Genomic DNA, 18,545 nt, shown 5'->3' with positions numbered 1-18,545 from the left:
CAAGATATAAGTGATCGTTATGACACCTATTACTCATGTGACGAGAAGGGGTTTAATATCCGCTCCATTATTTACACATTGGATAAAAAAACCCGCTTAACCAAACGGTTAGCGGGCCTAAAAATTGCGCTAGACTGAATTAAAGTTCAGCGTTTAATGCTCAAAATGGTTTCGGTCGGCCTCTTATCCACCGTCAAATCCATCAGTTCGGCAAGCATCAAAGGCAGTTCATCAATGCTGTCAATATTGACCGACAAAGTTACTTGTTTATCAGCTAATGATGGATCGCGTAGTCTAATGTTACCCGCCAGCGAATATCGGTTTGCATCAGCCAGCACGTCGCGCAACTCAGCCCCGCGGTAGGTTAAACGACCGCTTAGCCAAGGAACTAAATCCTCGCCATTCAAGGCCTCTTGCACCACAATATCCGTATCACCATCGGCCTTGGCATATTGCCCTGCCAGTAAGGTGGTCGGCAATAAACTAGAAGCCCGTAGTCGCGCGGATTCCTTACCATTAAAAACTTGAACCGCACCCTCGACAACAGACACTGATGTAGCCTGACTTAATCGTCGCACATCAAAACGCGTACCAACCACTTTTACAGAAGCTAAGTCAGCTTCTACAAAAAATGGCTTATTAGGAAGACTGACAACATCGAAATACGCTTCACCACGCACCAGCTCTACCCTACGAGCGGAATCGTTGAACACCACTTTTACGAACGAATTCGGACCAAGCGTAAAGTGCGTGCCATCTGGCAACTCAACCTTTTTCAAACGGCCTATTTCACTGTGATAAATGGATTGAAACCGACTATCGCTCACCAAATTAGGTTGCTCATTTTGAGTACTAAACCAACCCAAATTGAACATCGTGAAGAACGTAATACTGGCAGCGACGGCAACCGCCGACGCAAGCCAAGTTCGCTTCTTATAGCGACCGATACTTACCACGTCGTTGGAGTCAGAACACGCCTCTGCATCAAACGCCTCTGTTAAACGGCTGAGCGCAGCCGAATCGGTCTTCAGTTGATCGAGACCTTCGCCTAACAATTCAGCCTCGAGATACGCTTGGCGATGGTGCTCACTGATCGCCATCCAGTGATCGAAGGCGTCTTCGATTTGTTGGTCCGTGTCTCTCGACAGTCGTTGATGCCACTCAATGGCTTCGCGCTCGATAGATTGACCATCACGCGACGTAACGGCTTCGAGCCCACTGTTCTTAATACTACTCATTTACGACTCTCGCCTGTTCGAACTCTTAGCACACCCAACAGGTCGGCCAACGCTCGGTTCACATGTTTTCTTACGACCGACTCAGACAAACTGAGTTGTCTAGATATTTCAGCGTATGACAGCCCCTCAACTCGGTTCATCATGATTAACTTACGTCGCTTATTCGGCATCTTTTTTAAGGCTGACACTAACACATCAACTTCCTGCTTGACTGAAACATTTCGATAAGGGTCGATGCTCTCAACGTGTTTTTGAGAATCAATGCACACGTCTTCAACGTGCCTCTGCCCAACTTGAGCACGCCGGCAATAATCTATTCCGGCGTTGTAAGCAGATCGATACATAAACGCGCGCGCGTTTTTAATCTCACCCAGTTTTTCTTCACTCATGCACAATGCACTTTCAAACGCCCCTTGCACTGCGTCTTCTGCTGCTTGCGGCGATAAGGACAATTTGCGCACCAGATAGTTAGCAATTTCGCCATTGAGTTCGGCATACGCTGCCTCTACCTTGTCTAAGGCCGGATGGCGAGGCGCTTGCGAACGCAAAATTGCTTGGTGACTGTTCAAACCTATTTTTTTATCGTTTTTAATTATCTTTATCAACCGATTGCACTGGTTCAATAAACGTCCCAATTATCAGTTCAAGAACATCATACGCATGACTGAAGTTTCAGGTCTACCTTAATACGACGGACACACTGCGGCAATCCGCACCTTTATTTTGAAAATAATATAAAAACGAAAAAATGGGTGTGCATCGCGTATACACACCCACAACCGAACAACAAGCTAAAGGAGAGATAAAAAGTGTTCGCGGCCATACAGAGTATCGCTACTTAAAAGACGGAGTAAGGCGGTGAATCCGCTCCGTAAATTTTAGTGATGCAAGGCAACGCTAACGCCAAAAGTACGTGGTGGATGGTAATTAGCGATGAATCCATTCTCCGTGATCGCCGTTCCCGATAATGTCTTGATCGATTGATCGGTCGCATTTTTCACCCAAAACCTGAGTGCCCATCGATCGTCCCGACCAAATAGGCTGGCATTAAGATCCAACGTTGCGTACGATTTCTGTACACCCAAATTGCTGCCGCCAGCGGGCAAGCTAGCGAAAACACCGGCGGCCAATTCATCCCGATTATAGATATCTAAAAAGTAATCATCCGACACGGTTAACGAAACGCCCAATTGCCCTTCACCAACGGTGAGCGGGTGCCGGTAGGAGTACGCAAGATGCGCTTTCCAGTCTGGCACTCTTGGGGGTGAGTTTCCTGACAGATTAACATTGTCTTCCGCCACTCTGCCCATCGGATCGGAAAACGGATTAAACAAGTTGCCAAAGAGCGAATCGGGAATATCAAATTGCTTAAAGCGCGCGTTAGTTATTGCCATCGACCCGCGCCAATGGTGAAACCTTGATGCGTGCCATTGGAACTCTAACTCCAATCCCCGAACCCGCGCATTGGAGGCGTTTCGTACAACCGTGCTGCCACCGGCGTCGGCAACTCCGTCTCCATCAATATCAATACGGTCGTCATCAGAGAATTGCAGATCTTTGTAATCCGCATAGTAAGCGGCTCCGTTAATTCTTAAGCGATCGCCAAACCATTGGGACTTAAAGCCCACGTCATAACTCAACACAGTCTCGGGGTTGGCGGTATTACCTGCATCCTGTATGTGTCCAGCTTTGAACCCACTTGCAACGGAACCGTAGAGCAACACGTCGTCATTGAGCTTGTGATCCAATTTTAATAAACCAGAAATATTGCTCCAGCTGGCGCTGTTGTCATTGACCTGCCTAACCCAACAAGGCTGCTCGCCAATTCCATTTGCTGTGCCGCCGTCAAAAAATAACCCTTGTTGAATCGCCTGAGTAACATTGACGTCGGTAAATATCTGGCTCGAACGCGGCGCACCAACCCCAAGAGAACGTGAGGTGATGTAAGGTCCAAACGCCGACGGCAGGCGACAATTAATGGCTCGTCCGCCTGAGTCTGACTTTTTGTCTCGGTTGTATCTCGTGCCAAAGGTTAATCGCGACTGTGATGCGAATTGGTAAACAAACTGAGAAAATGCCCCGAAAGATTCTGACCGTCGATCCGGTTGATTGGCGTACGACACTGCCGCTCCAGGAAGACCACTGATCCAACTTGGTACGTCACTGATCTGCCGCTGCCCTCCTCGATTCTGTTGATCTACTGCAAACACAATGCTGTTTGACTCACGCGATGCAAACACGCCAGCTAGCCAACTTAACTTAAGATCTTTTGCGCTTTTCAGCAGGAGTTCGTGTGAGTAAAAGTCGAAACTGGACGCGACCGTACGTTCTACTTCAAAATCGCCTGTCCGGCCCTGGTCCGTATCGTAGAGCTGGGCGCGTTTCATATTAGCGAAGCCAGCATGGTAAGTAAGTGAGGCCCCGGATTCAAACTCCCAACTTAGCCTTGATCGGAGAGCGTCGTTGGTTAAATCAACAAACGGTTGCGTATCCAACACCACAGCCCTAATTCCTTGTTCAACTAAGGTGGGGTCGAGCTCGGCACTGCCAGTGCCGTTATCTTGATATCGCTCGGCACTCAAAAACCATTCCAAAGAATCATTAGGCCGCCAAAGAGACGACAAGCGCCAGCTCAATCGATCTTCAGAATCCAAACCTTCAGCAGTTCCAAACCCTTGATCAAAATCACCAAGTTCAGCCTCAGAACTCGGGTAATGAGGACCAAGTCCAGCGTAGTCATCAAGCGTAGTTGTGTAAGGGTCGTGTGTTTGTTTTACGCCAGAAAAACGCACCGCAAACGTGTCTGAAACCGTCCAGTTTGCCAAGAGATGCGAGCGAGTAGAGTTGTAATTGCCAACGCCTAATTCGATATCGAATTCTGAGACCTCTAGATTGGGTTCCTTTGTGTATACATTGATGGAGCCCGACGACGAATTACGGCCGAATAGCGTTCCTTGAGGCCCGCGAAGAACCTCAATATGATTAACGTCGTGCAACAAATTTGCTACGCCCTGTGACCGTGGGGAATAAATACCATCGACATGAACTGAGACTGGGCCATCCGCTATTTCGGTAATATTTGTTGTACCGACCCCCCTAAGTTGCACCAAGACGGATTCTTGAGGGCCAGTAGACGCAAACTCTAAGCCGGGCACCCAGGCCGAAATGTCTCGGACATCATGAAATCGATTCACCGTCACTTCTTGGGTGGAAAGATGAGTGACCGCGGTCGAAGAATCTTGTAAATCTGAGGTACGGCGCCCCGAGATAACCACCACTTCATCCAAACCGCTGAAGTCAGTTGGGATGACCTTCTTTAAGCTTGCGGTATCCCTAAGAATTGATACGGAGCTTTTACCAACCAATCGATAACCAAAACCGCTGCCTTCTAATAGGCGATCGAGCGCCTGGGTCGGTGTCATTAATCCTGACATGGCAGGAGTGTCAACCGACAACATATCGGAAGACAGGCCCACAATGTTAAGACCAACCTGTGACGACAACACCATTAGGGCATCGCCTAATTTTTGTTTAGGTATATCGACGTTTACTTTTACGGCGTGGTCGGTTTCAGCCTTCTGTTGGGCGGGCGCGTTTGATTGAGCAAACACCACACTGAACAGGCAGACAAAAACGCATCCACTAAAACCATAAAACAACAGCGCACGTTTAAGTAACGACTGCATAGCTCTCCTCTTTTGAGCAGTATATCATTGCACATCGAATTCTTGTAAAGCTCGCAAGACGTCTCCTGTTAGAAACAACCGCTCCTAAGCAATACGTGTATATGAACTGGCCAAAACGAATAATTTGCATGACCGAAGAAACGGTTGAAACTCTATACCTTCTTGGCGAACAGGATCGTATCGTGGGTATATCAGGCTTTACGGTTCGCCCACCCGAAGCCAGAAAAGAAAAACCGAAAGTCTCCGCTTTCACCAGCGCCAAAATACCCAAAATACTAGCGTTAAAGCCTGACTTAGTACTCGGATTCTCCGATCTACAGGCTGACATAGCGGCAGAGTTAATCAAGCACGGCATCGAAGTTTATATCTTTAATCATCGTACCGTTAACGGCATATTGAGAATGATTAGAACCTTGGGCCGACTCGTGGATGCCGCTGACGCAGCCGATAAGTTGGCCAGCACTTATGAATCGAAAATCAAACTTATACAAAATGAGACCTCACAATGGAGCGTAAAACCAAACGTCTATTTTGAAGAATGGTACGAACCCATTATCAGTGGAATTGGTTGGGTCAGTGAACTCATTGAAATCGCCGGCGGAGTGGATTGCTATGCAGAAAACGCCAAACACCAAGGCGGCAAAGACAGAATCATTGCCGACCCGATGGAGGTCGTGGCAAAAGCGCCCGATATCATTATTGGCTCTTGGTGCGGAAAGCGCTTTCATCCCCACAAAGTTGGCGAGCGACAAGGCTGGAAAAACGTACCTGCGGTGCTCACTAACCAAGTCTACGAAGTTAAGTCCGCGGTCATATTGCAACCTGGGCCCGCAGCACTCACGGAAGGTTTAGATCAATTGTTTGCAATAACGAAAAACTGGCACACCGCAAACTATGACACACCATAAAACCCATTGAGTCACACAGCGCGCATCGAATACAATAAAAAAGCGAATTACTAGGACAGTCCGAATAACACCCAAAGAAAAAACAACAAAAAAAATCAAACAGTTAGATGAATGTAGCCCCTGATAGGCATCACTTTTCAATTAACTTACCCACCAATGAAAGTGAAAATATATGATTTTTTCAATAGGTTAAAGAAAACACCCGTATTACTCGGACAAAAAATACTCAGACACCGTGTCCGGAAAGAATACTGTTAAATTATTATGACCAAATATCTACTCCTACTAATTGCATTTGTGTTTCCACTTAACTCCCTTGCTGGAGGTATGAGCTTTACGGTTGTGGTAACTGACGTTGATCTTGTAGAGGATTCAGCACACTCTTTTAAGTTAGACTTAAAACGTACTAAAGAAAGTGAATATGGGGATGGAGCTGGTTGCGAGTCTATAGTTATAGCTGGCAAGTATGACTATGATCAATGGGTAAATTACAGGCGACCAATGAGCTCCAATAATCACCAGGAAGCTCTAGAGCACTTATTAAATAGCAAGGGTCTGGAAATCCGTTTTGGTACGTTCGGCAGCGGTTTGAAAAAGATAAGTAAATGTAAGTTTGAAAGCAAAGGGCTAATGTTGCTAAATAACTATAAAGGCCAAGCTACTGTATATTCTATTTACAACAAAATTTAACAAGCGCAGCCATGCAGGACAAAATTTCCGCTGCGCTCCAATTTTGCCCATGCTGCGGGCGTTAGGCATACGATGAAAATCGTGTCAACCGATAACCAATGTGAATTAACCATTGAAAATGGTGAAGATGAATTTGGCTATAATTTTTGCTCATTAGCAGCAAAAATTGGGTCGGGAACTTGTGAATTCACTGGTTGCAACAACGATGTTACTTTCACAAACATGATCGAGTTCATCAAAGATCTCGATAGTTTTATATTGAATCGAGAATTAGAACCAAAACTAGAAGGTACTTACGGTTCCTATTTACTATTTAAAGGCACTAGCACTTACGTTGCATTAACATTCAAAATTGGTGGTGCATTTTGTGGCACTGAAACTTTTAGCTATAGCATCACCGGCACATTCGAAGTGGCAAAGGAGTATTTACAAGAAATCGTAGTGGAGTTTAAAAAGTATGCCTAACAAGCAAAGGCACTATATGGCCGCTAAAAAGCGCGGCCACGGACTCGCTACACGTTGTTTCGCTCGCTCGTGCTTTGGGCGTTATGCATCAATATGAAAATTGAAAAAGATGAAGCTCTGAGGCTGGCAAAGGAATTTGCTACTCAAGAGTACAAGAATACTGACTGGCCATTAAACGTAAACGATATATCTATAAAGCTAAGTAACGGTTCATGGTTCGGGTTGAGTGACCGACACTGGTCTGTGATCATCTCTACTAAATGCGATGACCCAAATGTTGCGGTAATAGACCCAGATCATGTAATAGTATTGGTAGATACTGAAACGGGGGAAACAAAATGGTTTCCTATCATGTAAAAATGCATAACAAGTCAGTTAAAAATCGCCCGCAAAAAGCGCAGGCTGGACTCGCTAACGCTCGCCTTTTATTGAGGCGTTATGCGCATGAAGATTAATGCTTGGGATTTTTCAGCTGTAGAGTTGGAGCGTTGGGCATATGATTCTAATGCTAGGTTTCCTGATCAGGATTGGGAGTTAGCCGTTGCTATATCGGGGAATGATGATCTGGTGCTAAAACTATCTCAAGATGAAAGCTGTCCAAATCGCGATTTTATGGTTTCGTGTTTATATATGATTGTAGGAGATTTTTTACATAGTGGTAGTGACTTTCCAAATAGAGAATCGGAGATCATAAATCTCGCTAAAAAAGCGAATGAATCTAAAAATAGCAAAGTATATGAATGGTCTGAGAAGACCATTCATATACTCAAAAATAAAAACGAATTTGAATACAATGACTGGTGCTGGGTATAAACGTCGCATAACAAGGCAAAAAACTGCCGCTACGCTCGGACGCGGTAAACCGCGCCCGTGTTCTGGGCGCTATGTCTATGAAGATATGGAAGAAGTACACCTAATTAGAACTAGCTTTTCTCTTTCTGATGCTGAATACCCTACCTTTACTAAAGAAGGTGGTGTGTTAACTGTAAGATTCGAAGACTGGCAAGAAAGTGCAATTGAAATTTACTTTGGCGAAGTAATCGCATTTAAATGGCAAGAATGCGAACAATATCTAGAAAATGAAAAAGATGATTGTTGTTATCAAATATTAAATTCAAGCTGGTTAAAGCAACATTGGGAACAGGGAATAATTGTAGATAGCGAAAGCTATAAACATTATCGCTTCAACTTTAATTGCAATGGGCAACTAGAAGTAATTAGTAATGGTTTTCAAACAAAGACATAACAAGAAGCAAAACTCTGCGTACATCAGTTCGGACGCTTTAACAATGCCCGTTTGCTGGACATTATGAGATGAGAAACCTTATTCTCCTTTTTCTAATGGTCGCCTTTTCAGCAAATGCTGAAGTTGATCTTGTGACTGTTAAGAAATCTATAAACAAAATGTACCTTCTAGAGAAAGGCAAAGTTAAGAAAGAATACGATATTGCTTTGGGGGCAAACCCCAGAGGTCACAAAGAACAAGAAGGTGATGAAAAAACGCCTGAGGGAAGATATATTTTAGACTATGTGAAAGAAGACTCTTCTTTTTACAGATCAATGCACGTCAGCTATCCAAATAAAAGGGATTTAGAAAATGCTAAAAACAAAGGTGTTTCAGCAGGTGGTTTTATCATGGTTCACGGGCAAAAAAATAACCTAGGGTGGCTCAGTCTGATTAGCCAAAACTTCAATTGGACTGATGGCTGTATTGCTTTAAAAAATAGCGAAATGGACGAATTTCTAGAGATTGTGAAAGTTGGTACTCCTATAGAAATTTCATGGTAAAAAGTACATATCATAAGACGACAATCATAACTCACTGCGTTCGTTGGAGCGCTATGTGTGTTTAGAAATAGACTAACTCAATGACTATCAGTGAATTCGAAACAAAGCGTTTTGAGAAAGAACTAGAAAAATTTCTAGCTATCAGACGGCCGCACCCTTCGATCAGGCATGAACTCGATATGGGGTATCGCATGGAAAACCAATCGATTGAAATTTTTAGTATTCGTCCAGACTGGCAAGACCCAGATAAAACAATGGAAGAAAGTCATGCTAAAGCAACATTTGTTAAATCTAAAGGCATTTGGAAAATTTTTTGGCAAAGAGGCGACCTAAAATGGCACGCCTATGAGCCCACACCTTCGGTGCGGCACTTAGAAGAATTCTTGGAGATCGTTATTAATGATGAATATGCTTGTTTTTTTGGTTAAACATATCGAGGCGATTACACTCTAGCGCTTTACGAAATAAGGCTTCTTCTTGCACCGTACCTTGGTAGCGACAACAAAGCAGATATGTCAGTGAGAACAGCCGCTCATTTGTCATATGCATTGCATAATGAAGCTTTGGCGATCATTGATGAAAAAGGCTTTGATATCGAAGAAGCCCTAAAAAAGATAAAGACAATAGACAGCATGTTAGATGATGAGTATTCAAGCTATTTCATTAATCGGTACAATGAAAATCCCGCATAACGCGCCACAGAACTATCGACGTTGGCTCAAACGCGTTATCAGCGTAATAATCACCCATTTTAGGACGCTATGTGTCCAAGTTGCTATCTGAGAGTTGAACATGAATAACGATAATTTCAGCAATGTGATGTCTAAGCATATCGATGGCGAAAATTGGAACGAAATAGAAAGGTTCTTTAATAGTTCTGATTTTTCAAAACATATGGGAATTACGGTTATCCTAGACGAACTCGAAAACCCAAAATGCGAAATAGCAAATATAAAGCCTTTTCATCTAGGTGGCATCGGTCAGAATTATATAAATGGAGCTATCATCTCGGCGATGTTTGATTTGGTGATTGGATTAACTGGTCTAAAATATTCATCATCGGGAAATTTTGCGACTAGCAATATTAATATTCAACTATTAAAGCCAGTAGAAAATAATTACTTTTATGCTACGGCTAAATGTAATCGTAAAATAGGACGAAGAGTTTTTTCTGAATCCACACTGTTTAACGTTAAAAATGAGCCATGTGCGTACGCTACTGGCGAAATAAGAATTGGGCTTAAGTAATGCAGGGCAAGTCCTACTATGCGTCCAACACACAGACTTTAAGGTTGCCTTGGTTTTTCATTGGGTTATAGCCTGCACAACGACAGACCATTAACTCAAAGCGCTGTGCCGCAAGCCTTGAATCTAGGCAATGAGCTTGCGCACTCTGAATTACGTAGTCTATTGCGTTTACGTTAACCACCAAGGCGGCTCTGTTGCTATGTATAACGTTGATGCGCTTATGCTCGCGCTAGGTTATTTTGGTAAAGATTAGTAAGCCACGCTAGCCTAGTGCTAGGTTGTGCTCGGGGAAATGGTATTTTGAGCAAAAGAGCCCACCACAACATGGTGAACTCTTAGCTACTTTTTACCCACGGTAGTTAATAGGAATAGTTATTATCAATTCTGAATGACTTCTACCGCATCAATAATAATGTCAATACCCGCTCCTGCGCCCTGGAAGTAAAGCCGTTGTGCGGCGGCGGTGCAAGCGGGTAACGAAATATCCCCTGCCAGTTCTACCCAACCGGAGTCAGTTGCGCTAACGGCGGCGGTTCCGTTGAAGACTTCCGATGTGTCTTCGCAGACGGTTTGAATCGTTGCCGATACATCAGCGCTATTGGCACCAGAAACTTTCACTTGCGCACTGATGGCATAGGCTGAGCCTGGGGTGACTTGAGCAACCAAGTCAATTGCCGGACCTTCAAAACTCGCCGTGCGGTTAGTCGCAACAAGGCTCTGTGTGCCTTCGTACGGTTCAGCGGTGGTTAGCTCAAGCGCCGCTCCACCAAAACCAAACCAAGGCGCGATATTGTCTTCGAAACCAGAATTGCTTACCAAGTTTTGGTCAGGGTTAGAGGAACCAGCCAACTCCATATTAAGCGCGTCAATCGCGATATCAACGCCGCTCCCAGGGCCTTCAATAAACAGATTGGCGTACTCAATAGCGCAGTCTGGAACCGAAACCGATCCCGCTAACTCAGCCCAACCTTGATCGTTGGCCATCACATTGGCTACGCCAAGATATTGTTCGCCGGTGTCTGCCGCACATTTTATTTGCAATGTTGCTCGAACCTCTTCTTGCGCAAGTGCGGAATTTCGAATTCGCGTAAAGGCATTAAATGAATAGGTAGAGCCCGGCGATAGCACACCGCCAAGACCAACAGCAGGCCCTTCAAAACCCTGAGTTCGATTTGTGGCGATCAAGCTTTGTGAGCCTTGATAGGCAACGTCCTGAGTAACGTCTAAAAAGGCTGAACCAAAACCAAACCAACCATCGGCGTTCTGCTCAAAATCAGGATTGCTGATTATGTTCAATGAAGGTTCGAGCAAGTTTTGTTGCAAATACACTTCGTCCAAACGCAAGTTTACGTCGGCAGAGGGCCCCTCAAAATACAGGATAGTATCGGTCGCTTCACAATTCGGGATGGTAATTTTACCCGTCAACAGCGCCCAATTGGTCTCATTTGCTACCGTACCTGCGATGCCCAAAAATTGAGGGCCAGCAGGGCAATCAACACGCAAGGTGGCTTTAACCTGTGCTTGCGCAACGCCATCGACCTTGACCCGTGACGTTAACTGATATTCTTCGCCAGCGGTCACCAGACCTAACAAGCTTGTAGCCAAACCGTCAAACTCAGCCGTTCTGCCGCTCGCATAACCCGCGGCCGAGCCGGCAAACGGCATTTGATCTCGAGCTTCTACGACAGCTTGGTCAAAGCCAAACCAGGTATCGATTCCCGACTCAAAACCGCCATTAGTGAGCACATTGGGTCCTAAGTTAGGGTTAGGCGCTACCACCAACTCTTGGGGGCGCACCGCAGGATTATCCAGAATGATTTTCGCACCCACCTTACTGCTTTCGAAATACAGTGTTGCAACCTCTAGTTCGCAATCTGGGGTAGTAAACTGCCCCTCTAAATCGCGCCACCTCCATTTACGCGCCCTTACACTTCCTGCTTGAATAAATTGCGCTACTTCACCACGACATTGCAGTTGTACGGAGGCCGTGACTGGTGCTCGGCGTGTACCGCGAACGCTGATCAATGATGAGATCGTGTAAGTTTGATTGGGCCGAAGCACATCTAATAAGTCATGGCCGGGGCCATGAAATGGCTCACTACGGCCTTTGACCATGAGGCTACGAAGGCCTTTTTTATGGTACTTTCCAAACACTCTGTAACTATGGATGGTTTTCAACGTGCCACCACCATAAGCAAACCAGCCATCGGCACCGGTCTCGAAACTGCTATTGGCAATTAAGTTTGGTAGCGTTCCTATTGGCGCTGAATCAAGCCTTAAAAAACCGTCAACCATGCCGTAATAAGCCGGTTTACGCTCGTACGACTCGTTGTATTGGAGTGGGTCATCAGGGGCAAACGTGGAGTCTATCCATGAGTGCTTGTCTGTAAAACCCCATGTCGTTACGCCTTCACAGCCGGACACTCGCATGCACGCATCGACAACTCTGTGATACACCTGTTTTTGTAGGGCAAGGTTCGTTGCTTTGTCCCAAGGTAAGTTGGCGATACGAACATCCAGCTCGCTTACATTAACCGTGAGCCCCAATGCCGTAAAGCGCTCAAAGTTTTCCACCATTTGATCAACGGTTGGAGCAAAATTTGCGTCCAAATGCATTTGAAAACCAACGCCGTCGATCGGAACTCCCGCCTCTACAAGGTCTTTTACAACGGAATAAACCTTGTCGGACTTTGTATTCACTCGCTCGATTCCGTAATCGTTATAGTAGAGTTGCGCAAACGGGTCCGTCGCTTTGGCCGTGTAAAACGCGTCTGCAATATAGTCTGTGCCCAGCTTTCTTAAAAAGATCGAATCTCGGTAGACTTCTTCGCCATCAGATATGGCTTCATTGACCACATCCCAAGAATATATCCGGCCCGCGTAGCGATTCAGCACGGTGGTAATGTGATTGTCTGAGAGAACCTTTAATTCATTTGGCGTTAGATCGTCGTTGATAAAGCTCGGCAATTGTACGTGCCAAACCAAAGCATGCCCTTTAAACAATTGGTCATTACTCTCACTGCTCTCAAGCATTGCATCCGTTGCTTCAAAGCTCCACTCATTGGCATTGTTAGGCTGTAGCTCGCCCCATTTGGCAACATTTTCGGGCGTAACGTAATTAAAGTCACTGTTGAGAATACCGCGATACGTTTCATCTGCCTGAAAAGGAGACTGACTCACCGCCGCTCCGGCCAGTCTTCCGCTACGATCCGCCGCAGATGAAATAGAATCTACTCCTCGCCAACGGAAATAGCGCTTCAGGCGCTTCCAAATAAGTGGGTTATCCGAAGAACTTAAATGGTTCCCCGTTCGCTCGGCATTCTCGGCCTCCGTCCCGACAGCCGCTCCTGTCTGGAACATCAAGACGAAGCAAATCAGTAAAATTATTTTATGTAACATAAGCTCCTCAGCTAGAAAGTGGGTTTAGTTATATTTTTTATATTTACAGTCATATGGACCATAAGATTGATTGTGTTAAGTCAGCCAAATGACATTCTTTCTTGCAAGGTTAAAATATGAGAGCAGACAGAAGGTATGAGCAAATCAAACGAATGAGACAATCTATGAAGACCCTGCTCACACAAAGTTAGATATTGACTTAAGTGTTTTGGAGCCAGATAGCCGAACAAGTCGATCTATAAGCCTAGAACAGAGTCGCACTAGGTAAGGCTAGTGCGACCCTGTTCATTTAGTATCTAAGTATTAGGTTTACCCTCCACCGGCGTCCCACACAGTTACATTAGAGTAACCGCTGCTTTGATACCCTTCTGTTGCCAGAACTTGGTAGTCATGGTTGCCCAAGTACCATCCGTTTCTAGCCCAACCATCGACGTGATTTTGAAAGCTGATAACCGAGTTATTCCACGTCTGCCTTTTTGAGGTTCTGACACTCCAGTATTGATAAAACGTTCTGGTTCCTTCAATGGATGGCTGTTGAACTCGCTGCGTTCTATAAAGGTCGTATGTGCCACCGTCTGTATAGACTCGACCACCATAATCAGCATTGCCCGGCGGACGCCACGAGCCCCAACTATCAACCACGTAGTATTCAATTAATGGCCCTTTCGTCCACCCGTATAAGGTCAGATAACTGTTCCCCGAAGGGCTATAGGCACCAGCATTGTAGCCAATTTGTCGGTTTGAAACGCCTTTTCGCCATCCCTTTCCGCCCACGAAATTGCCAGTGTTGTACCAAGAGTAACTGTAATTTCCATTGGCACCTAAGGTCATGCAGGCGCTACCACCTCCGTCCGTCCAATGCGTGTAAAACATACCGCCGTGATCACCTATTTTGGGATCGCAATGCGTCTGAGCGTATGCTGCAGTTGACAACAGCATTGCCAAAGACACGAAGGAGAACTTAATAAGCGCCCATATTTGGACTGGTGGAGATCCAGATCTAGATTTTACTTTTATCATTATTTATTTCCTGTGATGGTTTAAATTAACAGCCAAACACCCAAAACTACAGCACATTGATATGCCTGACGGTTCTAGTCTATATTCTTTTCAGCTATATTGTCAATATGACCATTAGATAGAAACATACAGGCGTTAGTCCGCGTGTTAGCTAACCCAATGCCTGTTCAGTCGTTACAACACCGCTCTCTACCCCCATAGTATTTCTACGATATTTGATTGGCATCAATTCAAATTAGGCTGACTGCGCCCCCATTTCGAATTAAGGCGCAACCTCACAGTTTGTTCCCTTTTTCAATGACGTCTTTAAGTGTAATCGGCAAGTGGTTATAACAACACTTAGATGTTATAGTCGAAATGACTAACTAAACTCAAACCACACAACTTGACGACAAATACAGAGGATAAAATGACATCGCCATCGGCATTAGCAAACGCCATCAGAATACTCAGCGCTGACGCTGTTCAAGAAGCAAACAGCGGACACCCTGGAGCACCCATGGGCATGGCTGACATCGCTCAAGCTCTCTGGTGTGATCACTTGAAACACAACCCTCAAAACCCCAAATGGGCGAACCGAGACAGATTTGTCTTGTCCAACGGACATGGATCAATGCTTTTGTACAGCCTGCTGCATTTAAGCGGCTACGACTTACCCATTGAAGAACTCAAAAACTTTCGCCAATTACATTCGAGAACCCCTGGTCACCCAGAGCTGGGATATACGCCAGGTGTTGAGACGACAACCGGGCCGTTGGGCCAGGGTATAGCCAACGCCGTGGGTATGGCCATTGGCGAAGCCAACATGGGGCAAACTTTCAATACACCAGAACACAATATTGTTGACCATTTCACTTACGCCTTTATGGGTGATGGTTGCATGATGGAAGGGGTCTCTCACGAAGCTTGCGCTCTAGCTGGAACGCTTGGGTTGGGCAAGCTCATTGCGTTTTGGGATGACAATGGTATCTCAATTGATGGTGAAGTTGAGGGATGGTTCACAGATGACACGGCCACTCGCTTCGAAGCGTACGGATGGCATGTTGTAAGGAACGTCGACGGACACGACCATGCGGCTATTTCTCAGGCTATCAGTCAAGCGCAGCAAACCATTGATAAACCAAGTCTAATTTGCTGCAAAACTATCATCGGTAAAGGGTCGCCCTCAAAACAGGGCTCAGAGTCTTGTCATGGTGCCCCGTTAGGTGCCGATGAAATTAAACTTGTGCGCCAGACACTGGGTTGGGACGCACCCGCCTTTAACATTCCTAACCACATCGCCGAGGCATGGAACGCCAAAACCAAGGGACAGAGAAATGAGCAAGACTGGAACGACACTTTTAGCCGATACGCGCTATCACACCCCGAATTAGCGGCGGAGTTCAAACGTAGAATACGTGGCGAACATACTCAGCTATGGCAAGAAACTGCCAACCAGTTAATACAGATCTGTGACGCAGCAAAGCACACTGTCGCTAGCCGTAAAGCGAGCTTAATGGCTCTGGAAGCCTTCGGCCCGCTGACCCCTGAAATGATGGGCGGGTCGGCAGACTTGGCCGGCTCTAATTACGCAATATGGAGTGGTTCCACCTCCATCTGCAATAAAGACCTAAGCGGAAACTATTTGCATTACGGCGTACGGGAATTCGGCATGGCCGCAATATCAAATGGCCTGTCAGTTTACGGTGGCTATCGCGTATACAACGGAACTTTCCTAGTTTTTTCTGACTATATGCGCAACGGCATGCGTATGTCAGCGTTGATGAAACAACCGATAATCTACGTTCTAACCCATGACTCTATTGGTTTAGGCGAAGATGGCCCAACCCACCAACCCGTTGAACATACCGCCAGTTTAAGGCTGATACCTAATATGTCAGTATGGCGGCCAGGTGATGCTGTCGAAACGTTTGTGGCTTGGAAAAAAGCGATTGAGTCGACGGACAGGCCAACGTCGCTTATCTTATCTCGACAAAACTTACCGCACGTTGAACGAACCGCCGAACAAATTAGCAACATTGAGCGCGGCGGGTATATATTAAAAGATTGCGAATCTAAGCCAGACCTAATTTTGATCGCCACAGGCTCTGAAGTGGATATTGCCTTAACTGCTGCACGCCAGTTACAAAAATTGGGGGGGCGCCTACGCGTGGTGAGCATACCAAGCTGCGATTTGTTTGAACAACAGAGCCAAGCCTACAAAGACCACGTCTTACCCCCCAGCTCCGATAGGCGCGTTGCCATCGAAGCTGGCTCTATGGATGGCTGGTACAAATACGTTGGCTTAAATGGAGAACTTATCGGAATGAACACATTCGGAGAATCCGGCCCAGCAAACGAACTCTACGAGCACTTTGGAATTACGCCAGAAGCGGTGGTGACGCGTGTTAAAGATCGCGGCTGGATCTAACCTTACCAACGGCAAAACACGCTAAATCACAAAAGCCAGCCACCATCTTATTACCGAGGGCTGGCTTGTTTGTTATCGAAAAACAGTGGCCCAACATTATTTCGACACGGTTCTTAACCAGGCCAACAACATAATTTAAATCATTTGAGTCACATAGCGCCTATCGCATACAATAAAAATACGTATTACTAGGACAGTCCGAATAATACCCAAGGAAATACTAATTAAAAATCAAATAGTTAGCAGAAAAACCCAATCATAAAGCGTCGTTTTCCAACTAATTCATCAGCAAAGGGATAAGAAAATATATGCATTATTTCAATAGGTTAGGAAAGCTGCCTGTATTACTAGGACAAAAAATACTCGGACACCGTGTCCGAAAAGAATACTGTTAGGTGTATCAGAATCGAATGCCATTCTTCGGGAAAAATGAAAAGTTTTACATTGGTTCTTTGCAGTGCGGCGCAGGTAGAGATGCATATCTTCAAATTGAACTTTCTGAGTCACCATGTGAAATTGAAGAGTTATTCGCTTTGCAGCCGCTGAAATCAGGATTGAGTGAAGGGGTTGATCCAGACAAAATTCGAAGCTCGGTTAAAGAATCATTAGATAAGACCAACGAGTATTTTGGTAAGGAATATTTCATAAAGAATGTTGGGTACGTGCCAAATGACTCAACTCACTACGACCTCTATGGCAGGTTGGTATTCGAGATAATTAATCATTTAAGAAATGGCGGTACTTTTACCCATGTTGCAGACAACAACACCTAACAAGAACAAAAACGGTAACGCCTTCGGCTCGGACGCGCTATTCGCGCGCCCGTTTTGTGGGCGTTAAGCGTAAGGTTATATCGTGCTAAAACGTAGTGACTGGAAGACTGAACCACTACCCAGAGAAAAAGAAGATCTCGGGTACGAAAACTTCTTTTGGGATTCTGATGCAGAGAAAATTATGGCTGGGCATAAACCAGCTGATATGGACGATAAATGGTTTATATATTCTGAGGATGGTTGGGTCTATTTCGTCCGTAGCTGGACAGGCCATCACATATTTGGCTTTCAGCTTGCTGGTTCGCCAGCAGGAGGCTCAAGGGTGGTAGCTAGCTGGGTAAATACAAACACTAAGCAGTACCGTTCGCCCGGTAGGGAAATGGATATCAAAATAATCAATAATTTAATCAAAAGTAGGTTTGGCGTTGAAAGCCACGCTTAACAAGGCCCAGCAAAATGCCCTGCGGGCTGGACGCGCTAAAGCGCGCCTTTGTGGGCGGCGTTATGGGTATTAAATTGAATATCTATATTCGCTATTCCCTGTGTTTTATTCTCGGTGGAGTTATCTTTAGTTACGTCACTTTCCATCTATATGCTAAATTCATTGGGAAATTCATGAATCACAATACATATGTTTCTCAATCTGCTTCAGGAGAACAGAGTTTAAGAATTATTGAAAACATAAAAAAAGGAAACTTAGATAAAGCAATACACGACCTCGAACTCAATATATCTATAGCTAAAACCACGTTAGCTAATTGCGATGATTGCTTTGAAAGGGAACAAAAGATCTATGAATTATTATCAAAGTATCAATTCACTGAATTTGTTGAACAAACAAATCCATAACAAGAACAAAAACGTTTACGCCTTCGGCTCGGACGCGCTAATCGCGCGCCCGTTTTGTGGGCGTTATAAGT

General features: G+C 45.2%; 18 protein-coding genes. 13 read left to right on the top strand and 5 right to left on the bottom strand.

Annotated features, from left to right (window positions below; translation table 11 throughout):
* Positions 1-146: 146 nt before the first annotated feature.
* The 3 genes from ABWW54_RS19380 to ABWW54_RS19370 form a co-directional block, all read right to left on the bottom strand.
* Complete coding sequence (locus ABWW54_RS19380; RefSeq protein WP_353414802.1) at positions 147-1,238, bottom strand: FecR family protein; 1,092 nt, start codon at positions 1,236-1,238, stop codon at positions 147-149.
* Positions 1,235-1,807, bottom strand: coding sequence for an RNA polymerase sigma factor (locus ABWW54_RS19375; protein ID WP_353414800.1), 573 nt, complete (start codon positions 1,805-1,807; stop codon positions 1,235-1,237). The genes ABWW54_RS19380 and ABWW54_RS19375 overlap by 4 nt, the downstream gene beginning before the upstream one ends.
* A 309-nt stretch (positions 1,808-2,116) precedes the next feature.
* A complete protein-coding gene (locus tag ABWW54_RS19370) occupies positions 2,117-4,924 on the bottom strand; it encodes a TonB-dependent receptor (protein ID WP_353414798.1) in 2,808 nt (935 codons plus the stop codon).
* Between the two features lie 101 nt (positions 4,925-5,025).
* Between ABWW54_RS19370 and ABWW54_RS19365 the strand changes: the two genes are divergently transcribed.
* From ABWW54_RS19365 to ABWW54_RS19320, 10 genes are all read left to right on the top strand, one after another.
* Complete coding sequence (locus tag ABWW54_RS19365) at positions 5,026-5,832, top strand: cobalamin-binding protein (RefSeq protein ID WP_353414796.1); 807 nt, start codon at positions 5,026-5,028, stop codon at positions 5,830-5,832.
* Between the two features lie 264 nt (positions 5,833-6,096).
* On the top strand, positions 6,097-6,522 hold the full coding sequence (locus tag ABWW54_RS19360) for a hypothetical protein (RefSeq protein ID WP_353414794.1): 426 nt from the start codon (positions 6,097-6,099) through the stop codon (positions 6,520-6,522).
* Between the two features lie 72 nt (positions 6,523-6,594).
* The gene (locus ABWW54_RS19355) at positions 6,595-6,987 is read left to right on the top strand and encodes a hypothetical protein (RefSeq protein WP_353414792.1); all 393 of its coding nucleotides are present in this window, start codon (positions 6,595-6,597) and stop codon (positions 6,985-6,987) included.
* Between the two features lie 93 nt (positions 6,988-7,080).
* Entirely contained in the window at positions 7,081-7,344 is a 264-nt protein-coding gene (locus ABWW54_RS19350) for a hypothetical protein (RefSeq protein WP_353414790.1), read from the top strand.
* An 87-nt stretch (positions 7,345-7,431) separates the two neighbouring features.
* The gene (locus tag ABWW54_RS19345; protein WP_353414789.1) at positions 7,432-7,800 is read left to right on the top strand and encodes a hypothetical protein; all 369 of its coding nucleotides are present in this window, start codon (positions 7,432-7,434) and stop codon (positions 7,798-7,800) included.
* Positions 7,772-8,233: a hypothetical protein gene (locus ABWW54_RS19340; protein WP_353414788.1), complete on the top strand. Its 462-nt coding sequence runs from the start codon at positions 7,772-7,774 to the stop codon at positions 8,231-8,233. Before ABWW54_RS19345 ends, ABWW54_RS19340 begins: the two co-directional genes overlap by 29 nt.
* A gap of 68 nt (positions 8,234-8,301) precedes the next feature.
* The gene (locus tag ABWW54_RS19335; RefSeq protein WP_353414786.1) at positions 8,302-8,775 is read left to right on the top strand and encodes a L,D-transpeptidase family protein; all 474 of its coding nucleotides are present in this window, start codon (positions 8,302-8,304) and stop codon (positions 8,773-8,775) included.
* 80 nt (positions 8,776-8,855) lie between these two features.
* Positions 8,856-9,203: a DUF3024 domain-containing protein gene (locus ABWW54_RS19330; protein ID WP_353414784.1), complete on the top strand. Its 348-nt coding sequence runs from the start codon at positions 8,856-8,858 to the stop codon at positions 9,201-9,203.
* An 84-nt stretch (positions 9,204-9,287) separates the two neighbouring features.
* Entirely contained in the window at positions 9,288-9,467 is a 180-nt protein-coding gene (locus tag ABWW54_RS19325) for a hypothetical protein (protein WP_353414782.1), read from the top strand.
* 100 nt (positions 9,468-9,567) lie between these two features.
* On the top strand, positions 9,568-10,023 hold the full coding sequence (locus tag ABWW54_RS19320) for a PaaI family thioesterase (protein WP_353414781.1): 456 nt from the start codon (positions 9,568-9,570) through the stop codon (positions 10,021-10,023).
* 378 nt (positions 10,024-10,401) lie between these two features.
* On the opposite strand, the gene ABWW54_RS19315 is transcribed toward ABWW54_RS19320, so the two are convergent.
* Positions 10,402-13,422: an endo-1,4-beta-xylanase gene (locus tag ABWW54_RS19315; protein WP_353414779.1), complete on the bottom strand. Its 3,021-nt coding sequence runs from the start codon at positions 13,420-13,422 to the stop codon at positions 10,402-10,404.
* Positions 13,423-13,731: 309 nt separating this feature from the next.
* On the bottom strand, positions 13,732-14,442 hold the full coding sequence (locus tag ABWW54_RS19310) for a glycoside hydrolase family 11 protein (RefSeq protein ID WP_353414777.1): 711 nt from the start codon (positions 14,440-14,442) through the stop codon (positions 13,732-13,734).
* Between the two features lie 409 nt (positions 14,443-14,851).
* On the opposite strand from ABWW54_RS19310, the gene tkt reads away from it, so the two are divergent.
* From tkt to ABWW54_RS19295, 3 genes are all read left to right on the top strand, one after another.
* Entirely contained in the window at positions 14,852-16,852 is a 2,001-nt protein-coding gene (gene tkt, locus ABWW54_RS19305; RefSeq protein ID WP_353414775.1) for a transketolase, read from the top strand.
* A 395-nt stretch (positions 16,853-17,247) separates the two neighbouring features.
* Positions 17,248-17,625 (top strand): hypothetical protein, encoded by a 378-nt coding sequence (locus ABWW54_RS19300; protein WP_353414773.1) that lies wholly within the window; start codon positions 17,248-17,250, stop codon positions 17,623-17,625.
* A gap of 82 nt (positions 17,626-17,707) precedes the next feature.
* Positions 17,708-18,067 carry a hypothetical protein gene (locus tag ABWW54_RS19295; RefSeq protein WP_353414771.1) on the top strand — a complete coding sequence of 120 codons (360 nt, stop codon included), beginning with the start codon at positions 17,708-17,710 and terminating at the stop codon, positions 18,065-18,067.
* Positions 18,068-18,545: the final 478 nt, after the last annotated feature.

Source organism: Arenicella sp. 4NH20-0111, from assembly GCF_040366405.1.
GTDB lineage: Bacteria > Pseudomonadota > Gammaproteobacteria > Arenicellales > Arenicellaceae > Arenicella.
This window is presented reverse-complemented; position numbering and strand designations above follow the sequence as displayed.